The following is a 14,040-nucleotide window of genomic DNA, read 5'->3' as shown; positions in this document are numbered from 1 at the left end:
CGCCGAACTGGGCCTTGACACCAACTAAGCCTACCCTTAGTTTCCCCCTATAACTTTCCGAGGGGGCGAGATGCCGAAGACCGGAGGCCGTCCGGCGACGATCGCGCGGGACGACATCCTGCGGGCCGGTCGCGAGCTCGGGATGCGCCGGCTCAGCGTCAAGGCGGTCGCGGTCCGGCTGGGGGTGACCGCGACCGCCCTGTACCGGCACGTCGACGGCCGGTGGGGGCTCGAGCGGCTGGTCGGCGAGAGCATCCTGGCCGAGTTGCGGCTCCGGGACGATCCGCGGCACGGGCTCGAACAGCACCTGCTGTCCTTCGCCCTGCAAATGCGGGAATTCGCGCTGGAGCATCCCGGCCTCGTCACCTACCTGCAACTGCTCTTCCCGCGCGGCGACGGCGGCCAGCGCCTGCTCACCACCGAGGTCGACGCCCTCGTCCGCCGGGGTTACGAGCCCGCCGCGGCGATCGTGCTCAGCGGCGCCGTGGCGTCGCTGACCATCGCGATGACCGCGTCCGAGGAGAACAGCACGGCCGCGGAGGAGGCCGACGGCGACGGGCTGGACCGGGAACGGCAGGCCGTCCGCGACCGGTTGTCCCGTGACGACCGGCTCGCCGGGCCGTCCGCCGCGTTGCCGGAGGTGCCGCGGCCCGAGTACGTGCGGCTGCTGCTGACCGCGTCGATTCGCGGGTTGATCGAATCCTGCCCGCCGGGCAGGCCGGTCGCCGAGATGGTGGCCGATCTGGCGGCCACGGGGGAGGATCTGTGATGGCGCGCGGCTTCCAGGGCGCGGTGATGCGGGGTTTCGGAGCGAGAGACCACGAAGCGACCGTCGTCGAAACAGCGGAGATCACGCCGCGGTTCGTGCGGGTCCGGTTCGTCTCACCGACGTTGTTCGAAGACGTCGTCGTGGAGCCGACGGCCTGGCTCCGGTTCTGGTTCCCGGATCCGGACGGCGGCACGACGGAGTTCCAGCGCGCGTACACCCTCACCGAAGCCGATCCGGAAGCCGGCACGTTCGCCATCGACGTCGTCCTGCACGAGCCCGCCGGGCCCGCCTCGCGATGGCTGCGTGAAGCGCGGCCCGGGGCGAAGGTTCCGGTGATGTCGCTGGGTTCCACGTCCTTCTCGGTGCCCGCCGAACCTCCGGCCGGCTATCTGCTGATCGGCGACTCCGCCTCGATCCCCGCGATCAACGCGATCATCGGGGTGGTTCCGGCCGAGATCCCGATCGAGCTGTACCTCGAAGAGCACGAGGAGACCGACCGCCTGATCCCGCTGGGGGAGCACGCGAGGCTGACCGTGCGCTGGGTGCCGCGCCTCGACGCGACCTCGCTGGCGGCGGCGATCGAGACGCGCGACTGGTCGGACTGGCAGGCGTGGATCGCGACGGAAGCCGGTTCGTTCAAGCACTTGAAGACGCGTTTGCGCGACACGTTCGGCTTCCCCAGATCCGAGGTGCACGGCCGGGCGTACTGGTACTTCGGCCGGGCCATGGGTGCTTTCCGTGGCGAGAAGGAGGAACCGGCAGCCGAAGCCGTGAAACCGGTCGAGAGGGCACCGAAGGGAGCATGGCGGGCGCAGGCGGCCGGACGTCTGCTGGCGCCGGTGCGGCGGACACTGATCTTCGCCGGGATCCTGCAGGCCGTCGTGACGCTGATCGGGCTCGCGCCCTTCGTGCTGCTGGTGGAGCTGGTCCGGCGGCTGCTCGCCGGTGACGAATCGCTGTGGGCGCCCGGCATCGCGGCGCTGGTGCTGCTGGGCGTGGGAACCCTGCTCGAATCCGCGGTCGTGCTCTGGCTGCACGCGGCCGACGCGCGGTTCGCTCGCGAACTGCGGCAGCGGCTGCTGGGCAAGCTCGCGCGGCTGCCGCTGGGCTGGTTCACCGCGCGGGGCTCGGGCGCGGTCGCGAAACTCGTCCAGGGCGACACGCTTTCGCTGCACTACCTGGTCACGCACGCCGTCCCGGACGCGGTGGCGGCCGTCGTCGCGCCGGTCGCGGTGCTGGCGTACCTCTTCGCGGTGGACTGGCGGCTCGCGCTGGTCCTGCTCGTCCCGATCCTCGTCTACCTCGTCACCACGTCGATCATGGTCGTCCAATCGGGACCCAAGACCGGCCAGGCGATGCGCTGGGCCGAACGGATGGCGGGCGAGGCGGGCGCGTACCTGGAGGGGCAACCGGTGATCCGGGTGTTCGGCGGTGCCGCGGCGTCGTCGTTCCGGCGGCGGCTCGACGAGTACCTCGGTTTCCTCGGTGACTGGCAGCGACCCTTCACCGGCAAGAAGACCATGCTGGACTTCGCCACCCGGCCCGCGACCTTCCTGCTCCTGATCACCGGTGTGGGCACGCTGATGGTGGCGGGCGGCGGGATGGAGCCGGTGACCCTGATCCCGTTCCTCGTGCTGGGCACCACGTTCGGCGCGCGGCTGCTGGGCATCGGGTACGGCCTCGGCGGAGTCCGCGAAGGGATGCTGGCCGCCCGCCGCCTCCAGGTCGTGCTCGACGAACCCGAACTGTCCACAGTGGAACTGAGAGACCGGGAAGGTGCCGAGCCGGGCACGGTGGAACTGGACAGCGTGGGTTTCGCCTACCGCACCGGCGTTCCCGTGCTGGAGAACGTCTCCCTGACCCTGGGCCCCGGCACGGTGACCGCGCTGGTCGGCCCGTCGGGAGCGGGGAAGTCGACCCTCGCCGCACTGGTCGCGAGGTTCCATGACGTCACCGAGGGCGCGATCCGGGTCGGCGGCCGGGACGTCCGCTCCTTCTCCGCCGACGAACTCTACGGCCGGGTGGGTTTCGTGCTTCAGGATCCGCAGCTCGTCAGGGGCACCGTGCGGGAGAACATCGCCCTCGCCGTCCCCGGCGCGACCGAAGACCAGATCGTCGCCACGGCCCGCGAGGCGCGGATCCACGAGCGGATCCTGCGGCTGCCCCAGGGATACGACACCGTCCTCGACGCCGGTTCCCAGCTGTCGGGCGGTGAACGCCAGCGGGTGGCCATCGCCCGCGCGATCCTCACCGACGCTCCCGTCCTCGTCCTCGACGAGGCGACCGCCTTCGCCGATCCCGAGTCGGAGTACCTCGTGCAGCAGGCCCTCGACCGGCTCACCGCGGGCCGGACCGTCCTGGTCATCGCCCATCGGCTGCACACCGTCACCGGCGCCGACCGGATCGTGGTCCTCGACGGCGGCGAGATCGCCGAAAGCGGGACCCACGAAGAACTTCTCGCCAGGGAAGGCCGGTATGCCCGCTTGTGGCACGCCGGTGCCGGGGCGGGGGTGACCGCGTGATCCGCACACTGCCGGCGCTGATCCCGGACACGCAACGCGCGGCGTTCCGGCGTTACGTCGTGCTCGCCGTGCTGTCGGTGCTCCTGCGCGCCGCCGGTGTCGTACTCCTGGTGCCGTTGGTGGGTGCCTTGTTCGGCGCGGAACCCTCGGACGCGTTGCCCTGGCTGGGCGCGCTCGCGGCCGCCACCGCTGCGGGCTGGGCCGTCGACGCGGTCGTGGGGCGGCTCGGGTTCGAACTCGGGTTCGGCGTGCTGGACCACACCCAGCGCGATGTCGCCGAGCACCTGACGAATGTCCGGCTGTCCTGGTTGGACGGTGAACACACCCGGACCGCCCGCCAGGCCATCGCCGCCACCGGCCCCGATCTCGTCGGCCTGGTCGGCTACCTGCTCACCCCGCTCATCGGCGCGGTACTCCTGCCGATCGCGATCGCGCTGGCCCTGCTGCCGATCGCCTGGCCGCTCGGTGTCGCCGCGCTGGCCGGGGTCCCGGTCCTGCTGGGCGCGCTGTGGGCGACCGGTCGGATCACGCGGCGCGCCGACCGGGCGGCGGCGGAGGCGAACACCACGCTGACCGAGCGGATCGTCGAGTTCGCCCGCACCCAGCAGACCTTGCGCGCCGCCCGCCGCGTAAAACCCGCGCGCAGCCACGCCGGTGCCGCGCTCGCCGCCCACCATGGAGCGACCGTCCGGCTGCTGCGCCTGCAGATCCCGGGCCACGTGCTGTTCGGCGTCGCCGGTCAGCTGGCGCTGGTCCTGCTCGCCGGGACGGCCGTTCTCCTCGTCACGCGAGGCGGGTTGAGCGTGCCCGAGGCCATCGCGCTGATCGTCGTGATCGCCCGGTACCTGGAACCGTTCACCGCGCTCGGCGATCTCGCTCCCGGTATCGAGACCGCCACCACCACCCTCGGCCGCATCCGCACCGTGCTCACCGCGCCGGTCACCCCGGCAGGGGAGTCCGCCGCACCGGCCGAGGCGCCGCTGATCCGGTTCGAGAACGTCGATTTCCGCTATTCGCCGGGCACCGAGAACGTGCTGGAGAACTTCGACGTCACCTTGGCCCCGGGGACGACGACCGCGATCGTCGGGCCGTCCGGCTCGGGCAAGAGCACCGTCCTCGCGCTGCTCGCCGGTCTCCATCAGCCGACCGGCGGACGGGTCCTCGCCGACGGAACCGACCTCGCCGGGTTGTCCGCGGCCGGGCGCCGCGATCTCGTCACCGTCGTCTTCCAGCAGCCGTACCTCTTCGACGGTTCGGTGCGCGACAACGTGCTCGCCGGCGACCCGTCCGCGAGCGACGAGCGGGTCGCCGAGGTCGCCGCGCTCGCCAGGGTGGACGAACTGCTGGAGCAGACGGCCGTCGGCGAGGCGGGCGGCGCGCTCTCCGGCGGCGAGCGGCAGCGGGTCTCCATCGCCCGCGCGTTGCTCAAACCGGCACCGGTGCTCCTGGTCGACGAGGCGACCAGCGCGCTGGACACCGAGAACGAGGACGCGGTGGTCCGCTCGCTCAGCGCCGACGCCGTACCGCGGACGCGAGTGATCGTCACCCACCGGATCGCCGGGATCCGGTACGCGGACCGGGTGCTGTTCCTGGAGGACGGGCGGATCGCCGAAGACGGTACCGTCGAAGAACTCCTCGCGGCGCAAGGACGTTTCGCCGAATTCTGGCGGCGGCGGATCGACGCCACCGGCTGGAGGATCTCCGCGAGATGACCCACACCCAAGGCGAGCCCGAATGGGTCGTCACCCGCGACGGCAGACGGCTTCACGCGATGGTGCGCCCAGGGCCGGAGGGTTTCACCGGGCCGACGGTCGTGTTCGAAGCGGGCGCCGCCGCCACCCGGTCGTCGTGGGCGGCGGTCCAGCCGGAGGTCGCCCGGTACGCCCGCGCGATCGTCTACGACCGGTCCGGGCTCGGCCGCAGCGCTCCCGACCCCGGCGGACGTACGCTGCGCCGGATGGCCGACGACCTCAACGACGTCCTCGACCATTTCGGCCCGGGGCCGTACGTCCTCGCCGGGCACAGCGCCGGCGGCCCGATCGTGCGGCAGGCCGCCGGGCGCCGCCCGGAGCGGATCGCCGGGCTGGTGCTGGTCGATCCGACCGACGAAGCCGCGGACGTCCTCTTCGGCCGCGCCTTCCGCACCGGTGAACGCGTCGTGCTCCGGCTCAGCGCCGTGCTCGCCCGCCTGGGCCTGCTCAAGGCCCTCTTCCGCGGCCTGCTGCGGGGGATCCCGGACGACGTCCGCCGCGATCTCGAACGGGAGGCGTTCACCGTCGGGACGGTGCGGACCCAGCGGGAACAGGCCCGCACCTTCCTCGGTGAACTGGCCCTCTGGCGGCAGGACCCGCCGGGGCTCGGCGACATCCCGGTCACCGTGGTGTCCGGCGGCCTCGGCGGCAGCGGGTTCTCCGCCGGGATGAGGGCCCGCGCGAACGCCGCGCACGCCCACCGGGTGACTCTGTCGCCCGCCGGCAGGCACGTCGTCGCCGAGCGGTCCGGCCACTACGTCCCGCTGACCGAACCCGGCGTGATCGTCCGCGAAATCGTCAGGATGACGCGAGCGCCCGCCTGAGCTCTTCGTAGGTCGGGGCGAGTGTCCGGAGGGTCTCGGCGGCACGCTGGTCGTCCTCGACGACGAGGTCGTACTGCAACGAGCCGATCAGCCGGGCCTGCGTGGCGAGGACGGCGGCGGCTTCGTCGCGTCCGATCCGGCGCAGGCACGTCGCCGCGTCGGCCGTCCGCCGGGCACCGAGGCGGACCACGAAATGGATGAGCAGCCCGCGCAGTTCCGCGTCGGGGCCGTCGCCGATCCGCGTGGCGAGCGCGAGGGCCGCGTCACCGTTGCCGAGCGTGCCGGGCGGAAGATCGCCGTCGTTCTGCCCGCTGAGCCGCTTGATCGCCCTGGGGAGCGACGCCACGATGGCGGCCTCGTCTTCTACGACGGTGTGCCGCACGAACTTCGTCCGCATCGTGTGCGGTTCGCCGTATGCGACCGTTTCGGCGCGCCAGGCGGCCGCGAAATCCGCGCGGGGGATCCGCGCGTACGGGTAGCCCTGCGGGTCGTGGGCGGTGACGGACTCGTCGTCCGCGGCGAGCGCGACCAGGAAATGGTCGGCGCCGATCGGGCCGGTCATCCCCGGCTGGTGGCGCAGGTGCCCCATTTCGACCGGGCCGAGCAGGACCGGGCCGTCGGCGAGGCTTTCGACGAGCCGGGCGAAGGCGACGTCCGGATCCGGCTCGCTCGCCGTTTCCGCGTGCCAGCCGAGGGCGTCGAGGGCCTCGCCGATACCGAGATCGGGATCCCAGCCGAAGGCGTCGAAGAACGGCAGCGAACCGCCGATCAGCTGCATGCCGAAGGGACTGCCCGTCACGGTTTCGAGTACGTCGGTGCCCGGCGCCTCGGAGCCGAGCAGCATCGCGAGGGAATGGGCGTAGCAATAAGGGCCGGAGCCACGATAAGGAAGATCGATCACGTGTTCGACCATGGCGGATTTCGGGTGAAAACGCCACCCTCGATCGCGTCCGTTGTGGACAGTGCTTCCATCACCCGTCCGGGGGTTTCGGGGCCACTCAACGGGTTTTATCCAGGCGACACCACCGGTCGCGGTTGCCGTCGGCGATCTCGCCGAACCAGGATGACGATCACTTGGGCTCGCTGTCCCCGCCGTCCTGACCTGGGCCGACGGGAGCGAGGGGTGAGGCGGAGGCGGCATGGCGGAACGTCCTGGGCGGAATCGGTGGCGCCGGGGCCTGGCGGTGCTCACGGTGGCCGTCGTGGCGCTGCTGATGGGTGCGCCCTTGCCCGCTGCCGCCCAGATCCAGCCGCGCGGGGCGGGCACCGAACGGCCGATCGGGCCGGAACCGGTGTACTCCGGGCTGGCACACGGCGGGATCACGATGGCCGCCAACTCCGTCGTGCAGTGCGGTGTCGGTGTGGCCTGTACCGAGTCCGCGAGCAACGCGAGCCCGGTGTCGTGGATCAAGACCGACCCGGCCGCACCGGGGAACACCGCGTCCGCGGCGAGCTTGAACGTCCCGGCCGGCGCGAAGGTGCTCAACGCCCGCCTGTACTGGCAGTTCAACCCGGTCGCCAGCAGCGGAACCTCCGGCGACGGCAGCCGGGGCGACCAGGTCTCCATGAAGACCCCGGGGTCCGGCACCTACCAGCGGATCACCGCCGAGACCTACGACTGGTTCCCCGCGACGACCACGGGCGGCTTCCCGACTTTGTACGCCTACGGCGGCGCGGCCGACGTCACGTCTCTCGTGGCGAACGCCGGCACCGGGCAGTACACGGTGGCCGACATCCAGGCCTGCCAGGGTCAGTCGATCAGCGGGACGAACCTCGGCTGCTGGGGTGGCTGGTCGCTGGTGGTCGCCTACGAGCTGCCCAGTGAGCCGCTGCGTTACCTGCAGGTGTGGGACGGTCTGCAGCGGGTCGCCGGCGGCACCACGCCGAGCTCGGCGACCATCGCGCTGAGCGGTATCAAGGCGCCGACCTCGCGCCAGCCCAACGTCGAACTCGGCATCGTCGCGGGTGACGGCGACGCGCCCATCACCGGCGACTACCTCCAGGTCGGCCCGAACGCGGCGAGTCTCCAGACCATCGCCATGCCCGCGCCGGGTGGCGTGGCGACCAACAACGCGTTCAGCAGCCGTATCGACCGGGTCACGGCCACCGGCTCGGGCACCAGCGTCAGTTCGCGCGACCCCAACCCGGTGAACAACGTCGGCTACGACTCCCGCAGCGTCGACATCACCGGCAAGGTCCCCGCGGGGACCACCGCGCTCCAGGTGAAGATCGGCACGGTCGGCGACGCGCTGTACCCGCAGACGATCTGGCTCGTCACCGACGCGCTCGAACCCGACCTCCAGATCACCAAGGCCAACGATCCGGTCGGCAACACCGACGACAGTCCGCCGGGTTACGTCACCAAGGGCGGGGAGATCACCTACAGCTTCGACGTCGCCAACCGGCACGCCGATGGCAGCGTCACCGACCTCGACACCGCGACGAACGTGGTGCTCACCGACACCTTGCCCGACGGGGTCACGTTCGTGGCCGGGTCCAATCCGAACTGTTCGGCCGCCGGTCAGCTGGTCACCTGCACCCTGCGGAACCTGAGGCCGGGGCAAGCGCAGAAGGTCGACTTCAAGGTCAAGGTCGGTGCCTCGGTGCCGGACGGCACCAAACTCGACAACACCGCCAAGCTGACCTTCCGCGGCGAGGACACCGGGCGGCCGCAGGAACGCACGTCGAACACGGTGCGGAACACGGTCACCTCGCCCGGATACCAGCTGACGAAGACGGTCGACCTCGCCGAGGCCGTCCCGGGCGACACCCTGACCTATCAGGTGGCCGTGCGGAACACGGGGGTGATCCCCGTGCCCGCGTTCACGGTGCGCGACACCTTGCCGCCGGGGACGACCTACGTGTCCTCCACGCCGTCGAAGGGCACCGCGTCCGGTACCGGGCCGATCGACTGGGCGGTGAACGGACTCGCCGTCGGGGAGACGGCCACGTTGACGGTGCGCGTGAAGGTCGAAGAGGCCGCCATCGGCAAGGAACTGGTGAACCGCGCGAACGTCCCGGCCGGGCCGCCGCCGGTCGTCCCACCGGACAACCGCTGCCCGGACGATCCCGCCGCCGCGTGCGCGAAGACCAAGGTGCCACCGCCGTCGTACATGGTGACGAAGACCGCGGACAAGGAATCCGCGAACCCCGGTGACGTCGTGCGCTACAAGGTCACCGTCGCCAACACCGGGAAGGTGACCGCGGCGGACCTCAAGGTCGTCGACGATCTGACCGGGGTGCTGGACGACGCGGTCTACCAGAACGACGCCACCGCGTCACCCGGGGCGGTGGCGTATGCGGAGCCGAAGCTGACCTGGACGGGCACGCTCACGGCGGGGCAGAGCGCGGAGTTCACCTACACGGTCAAGGTCAAGAGCCCGAACACGGGCGACAATCGGTTGAAGAACGTGGTGACGACGGAGACGCCGGGTGGGAATTGTCCGCCGGGGTCGACGGATCCGAAGTGTGGGACGACGACGCCGGTGTCGGGTTTGCTGATCGAGAAGTCGGTCGACAAGCAGTCGGCGAACCCTGGCGATCTCGTGAAGTACACGGTGACGGTGAAGAACACGGGTCAGACGAGGCTGTCTGGTGCGACGTTCACCGATGATCTGACGCAGGTGTTGGATGACGCGGATTATCAGAATGATGGTGCGGCGACGGTCGGTGGTGTCACGTATGCGGCGCCGAAGTTGACGTGGACTGGTGATCTGGAGATCGGTGCCACGTCGACGGTCACGTATTCGGTGAAGGTCAAGAATCCGAACACGGGCGACAATCGGTTGAAGAACGTGGTGTCGTCGGAGACGCCGGGTGGTAATTGCCCGCCGGGGTCGACGGATCCGAAGTGTGGCACGACGACGCCGGTGTCGGGTTTGCTGATCGAGAAGTCGGTCGACAAGAAGTCGGCGAACCCGGGTGATGTCGTGAAGTACACGGTGACGGTGAAGAACACGGGTCAGACGAAGTTGTCTGGTGCGACGTTCACCGATGACCTGACGCAGGTTCTCGATGACGCGGACTATCAGAATGATGGTGCGGCGACGGTCGGTGGTGTCACGTATGCGGCGCCGAAGTTGACGTGGACCGGTGATCTGGAGATCGGTGCCACGTCGACGGTTACGTACACCGTGAAGGTCAAGAATCCGAACACCGGTGACAACAAGCTGTCCAATGTGGTCACTTCGGAGACACCGGGTGGGAACTGTCCGCCGGGTTCGACGGATCCGAAGTGTGGCACGACGACACCGGTGTCAGGTCTGTCGATCGAGAAGACCGTGGACAAGAAGTCGGCGAACCCCGGTGACGTCGTGAAGTACACGGTGACGGTGAAGAATGCGGGTCAGACGAAGTTGTCTGGTGCGACGTTCACCGATGATCTGACGCAGGTGTTGGATGACGCGGATTATCAGAATGATGGTGCGGCGACGGTCGGTGGTGTCACGTATGCGGCGCCGAAGTTGACGTGGACTGGTGATCTGGAGATCGGTGCCACGTCGACGGTCACGTATTCGGTGAAGGTCAAGAACCCGAACACCGGCGACAATCTGCTCAAGAACGTGGTGACGTCGGAGACGCCGGGCGGGAATTGTCCGCCGGGGTCGACGGATCCGAAGTGTGGCACGACGACGCCGGTGTCGGGTTTGCTGATCGAGAAGTCCGTGGACAAGAAGTCGGCGAACCCGGGTGATGTCGTGAAGTACACGGTGACGGTGAAGAACACGGGTCAGACGAAGTTGTCTGGTGCGACGTTCACCGATGACCTGACGCAGGTTCTCGATGACGCGGATTATCAGAATGATGGTGCGGCGACGGTCGGTGGTGTCACGTATGCGGCGCCGAAGCTGACGTGGACCGGCGACCTGGAGATCGGTGCCACGTCGACGGTGACCTATTCGGTGAAGGTCAAGAACCCGGCTCCCGGAGACAAGAAGCTCGTCAACACGGTCACGTCGGAGACACCGGGCGGGAATTGCCCGCCGGGGTCGACGGATCCGAAGTGTGGCACGACGACGCCGGTGTCAGGTCTGTCGATCGAGAAGACCGTGGACAAGCAGTCGGCGAACCCCGGTGACGTCGTGAAGTACACGGTCACGGTGAAGAACACGGGTCAGACGAAGCTGACCGGTGCGACGTTCACCGATGACCTGACGCAGGTGTTGGATGACGCGGACTATCAGAACGACGGTGCCGCGACGATCGGCGGCGTGACCTTCGCGGCGCCGAAGCTCACGTGGACCGGTGACCTCGAAGTCGGTGCCACGACGACGGTCACGTATTCGGTGAAGGTCAAGAATCCGAACACCGGCGACAATCTGCTCAAGAACGTGGTGACGTCGGAGACGCCGGGCGGGAACTGCCCGCCGGGCTCGACCGATCCGGACTGCGGCACGACGACGCCCGTTTCGGGCCTGGAGATCAAGAAGTCGGTGGACAAGCAGTCGGCGAACCCGGGTGACGTCGTGAAGTACACGGTCACGGTGAAGAACACCGGCCAGACGAAGCTCACCGGTGCCACGTTCACCGACGACCTCACGCAGGTTCTCGACGACGCCGTGTACCGGAACGACGGTGCGGCGACCATCGGCGGCGTCACCTACGCGGCGCCGAAGCTGACGTGGACCGGCGACCTCGAAATCGGCGCCACCTCCACCGTGACCTACTCGGTCCAGGTGAAGAACCCGGGCGACGGTGACAAGAAGCTGTCCAATGTGGTCACTTCGGAGACCCCCGGTGGGAACTGCCCGCCCGGGTCGACCGATCCGGACTGCGGTACGACCACTCCGATCTCCGGACTGCTCATCAAGAAGACCGCCGACAAGAAGTCGGTCGATCCCGGCGACACGGTGAAGTACACGATCACCGTCACCAACACCGGGCAGACCAAGCAGGACAACGCCACCTTCACCGACGACATGACCGAAGTCCTGGACGACGCCGACTACCAGAACGACGGCGCGGCGACGATCGGTGGTGTCACGTACGCGGCGCCGAAGCTGACGTGGACCGGCACACTGGAGATCGGGCAGACCTCGACCGTCACCTACACGGTCAAGATCAAGAATCCGAACCCCGGTGACAAGAAGCTGTCCAATGTGGTCACCTCGGACACCCCGGGCAACAACTGCCCGCCGGATTCGACCGACCCGAACTGTGTCGCGGACGTGCCGTCCCGTGAACTGACGGTCAAGAAGACGTCGGACAAGCAGACCGCGAACCCCGGTGACGTCGTCACCTACACCGTCACCGTCACCAACACCGGCAAGGTTGACCTGACCGGCGAAGACGCCGCCCGGGTCACGGACGACCTGTCCGAGGTGCTCGACGACGCCGACTACTCCGACGACGCCGTGGCGGCCCCGGTCGCCGGTGAGTTCGCCTTCGCCGCGCCGAACCTGGTGTGGGCCGGTGATCTCCCGGTGGGCGCGTCGACCACGCTGAAGTATTCGGTGAAGGTGAAGAACCCCGTGACGGGCGACCACGAACTGAGGAACACCGTCAGCACCAACACGCCCGGCACCTGCCCGCCGCAGTCCGACGACCCGGCGTGCTCGACCGTCACCCCGGTGCCCGGTCTCTCGCTGGAGAAGAAGGCGGACAAGGCCACGGCGAACCCGGGCGACGTCGTGAAGTACACGGTGACCGTGCGCAACACCGGCAAGACGAAGCTGACCGGTGCGACGTTCACCGACGACCTCACCGAGGTGCTCGACGACGCCGTGTTCCAGAAGGACGGTGCGGCCACGATCGGTTCGGTGACTTACGAGGAACCGAAGCTGACCTGGACCGGCGATCTGGAGATCGGGCAGACGGCGACGGTCACCTACAGCGTCAAGGTGACCAAGACCGACGGTGACGGCAAGCTGGCCAACGTCATCACCTCCGACACCCCGGGCGGCAACTGCCCGCCGGGCAGCAAGGATCCGAAGTGCGGCACGACGACGCCGCTGTCCAGCCTGAAGATCAAGAAGACCGTCGACAAGACGGAGGCGAAACCGGGCGAGGTCGTCACGTACACCGTCACGGTGGGGAACACCGGGCAGGCCGCCGTCGACGACGCGACGTTCACCGACGATCTGACCCAGGTGCTCGACGACGCCACGTTCGACGGCACGGCGAAGGCGAGTACCGGAACGGTGGCCTACTCCGCGCCGAAGCTCGAGTGGAAGGGCGCGCTCAAGCCGGGGGAGAAGGCCACCATCACCTACGCCGTCACCGTGCGGAAGCCGGCGACCGGAGACCACCGCCTCCGCAACGTCGTCACGTCGGACACCCCGGGCGGCAACTGCCCGCCGGGCTCGGAGAACCCCGACTGCGGCACCGACACCCGGGTTCCGCCGGAGCCCCCGACGCCGCAGCCGCCGGAGAAGCCGAACCCGCAGCCGCCGACGACCCCGCGTCCGCCCGGGCTGGCCGTGACCGGCTCGCCGGTGAAGGCGATGACGGTGCTGGCGCTGGGCATGCTGGCGATCGGCGCGTTGCTGCTCCTCGCCGGACGGAGGCGCCGGGAGTCCTAGGACAGCGGGCGATTTCGCGTGACCAGAGGGACGACACGTGTGTCTGGATGGACGACACGCGTGTCGTCCGCTCGGTCACGCGAAAGTACCGGCTCGGCCCGGGTGGGTCGTGAGTGGCAATGATCGTTCTAACCGTCTTTACCGCTCACGACCACACCTGGAATCGGACATTGTCGCATCAACCGGGCGTTCGGTTGACGTGAAATGTCCCTTGTGGACCTTTCACGCGGCCTTCGGTATCGCGATCAGCGCTTCGACCTCGACGACCAGCTCCGGCTTCGCGAGTGCTGCCACGACGATCAGTGACTGCGCGGGCCAGTCCGCCGCCGGGTACCAGCGGGTGAAGGCCTCGCGCATCGCCGTGCGGAACCCGGGGAGGTGCTCGGTGCCCGACACCATGCTGAACACCTTGACCAGGTGTTCCGGTCCGGCACCCGAGGCTTCGAGCAGCCGTTCGAGGTTGCCGAGCAACGCGCGCGTCTGGGACTCGGCGTCGGGCCCGGCCAGTTCGCCGTCGGGCAGTATGCCGATCTGACCGGACACGACCACGAGTTCGTGGTCGGCGGGCACACGGACCAGATGGCTGTACGGACCGATCGGCGCAGCGACGGCCTCCGGGCTCCAACGATGGATCATCGGTCTCCTTCTCTCGTT

Annotated in this window: 7 protein-coding genes; 5 read left to right on the top strand and 2 right to left on the bottom strand. The window is 69.1% G+C overall.

Features of this window, described 5'->3' with window-relative positions; translation table 11 throughout:
- Positions 1–70: 70 nt before the first annotated feature.
- From ACOCEP_RS36060 to ACOCEP_RS36045, 4 genes are read left to right on the top strand one after another with little or no spacing between them, the layout of a single operon-like run.
- Positions 71–769, top strand: a complete 699-nt coding sequence (locus tag ACOCEP_RS36060) for a TetR/AcrR family transcriptional regulator (protein WP_482334062.1) — start codon at positions 71–73, stop codon at positions 767–769.
- Positions 769–3,291: an ABC transporter ATP-binding protein/permease gene (locus ACOCEP_RS36055; RefSeq protein ID WP_482334060.1), complete on the top strand. Its 2,523-nt coding sequence runs from the start codon at positions 769–771 to the stop codon at positions 3,289–3,291. The genes ACOCEP_RS36060 and ACOCEP_RS36055 overlap by 1 nt, the downstream gene beginning before the upstream one ends.
- Entirely contained in the window at positions 3,288–5,003 is a 1,716-nt protein-coding gene (locus ACOCEP_RS36050; RefSeq protein ID WP_482334059.1) for an ABC transporter ATP-binding protein, read from the top strand. Before ACOCEP_RS36055 ends, ACOCEP_RS36050 begins: the two co-directional genes overlap by 4 nt.
- On the top strand, positions 5,000–5,866 hold the full coding sequence (locus ACOCEP_RS36045) for an alpha/beta fold hydrolase (protein WP_482334058.1): 867 nt from the start codon (positions 5,000–5,002) through the stop codon (positions 5,864–5,866). The genes ACOCEP_RS36050 and ACOCEP_RS36045 overlap by 4 nt, the downstream gene beginning before the upstream one ends.
- Here ACOCEP_RS36045 and ACOCEP_RS36040 read toward each other — a convergent pair.
- A complete protein-coding gene (locus tag ACOCEP_RS36040; protein WP_482334057.1) occupies positions 5,841–6,767 on the bottom strand; it encodes a hypothetical protein in 927 nt (308 codons plus the stop codon). The two genes, ACOCEP_RS36045 and ACOCEP_RS36040, sit on opposite strands and share 26 nt — an antisense overlap.
- Positions 6,768–7,005: 238 nt before the next feature.
- Here ACOCEP_RS36040 and ACOCEP_RS36035 point away from each other — a divergent pair, with 238 nt between their 5' ends.
- Positions 7,006–13,386, top strand: coding sequence for a DUF7927 domain-containing protein (locus ACOCEP_RS36035; protein WP_482334056.1), 6,381 nt, complete (start codon positions 7,006–7,008; stop codon positions 13,384–13,386).
- Positions 13,387–13,608: 222 nt separating this feature from the next.
- Here ACOCEP_RS36035 and ACOCEP_RS36030 read toward each other — a convergent pair whose 3' ends face one another.
- The gene (locus ACOCEP_RS36030; RefSeq protein WP_482334055.1) at positions 13,609–14,022 is read right to left on the bottom strand and encodes a RidA family protein; all 414 of its coding nucleotides are present in this window, start codon (positions 14,020–14,022) and stop codon (positions 13,609–13,611) included.
- Between the last annotated feature and the right edge of the window lie 18 nt (positions 14,023–14,040).

The organism is Amycolatopsis sp. CA-211722, from assembly GCF_056828465.1.
The sequence above is the reverse complement of the archived record's forward strand: the minus strand, read 5'-3'. Positions and strand labels throughout refer to the sequence as shown.

Bases quoted from the DNA above. Each gene is read 5' to 3' on its own strand.
- ACOCEP_RS36060 (WP_482334062.1), top strand. From the start codon at position 71: ATGCCGAAGACCGGAGGCCGTCCGGCGACGATCGCGCGGGACGACATC.
- ACOCEP_RS36045 (WP_482334058.1), top strand. From the start codon at position 5,000: ATGACCCACACCCAAGGCGAGCCCGAATGGGTCGTCACCCGCGACGGC.
- ACOCEP_RS36035 (WP_482334056.1), top strand. From the start codon at position 7,006: ATGGCGGAACGTCCTGGGCGGAATCGGTGGCGCCGGGGCCTGGCGGTG.
- ACOCEP_RS36055 (WP_482334060.1), top strand. From the start codon at position 769: ATGGCGCGCGGCTTCCAGGGCGCGGTGATGCGGGGTTTCGGAGCGAGA.
- ACOCEP_RS36030 (WP_482334055.1), bottom strand. From the start codon at position 14,022: ATGATCCATCGTTGGAGCCCGGAGGCCGTCGCTGCGCCGATCGGTCCG.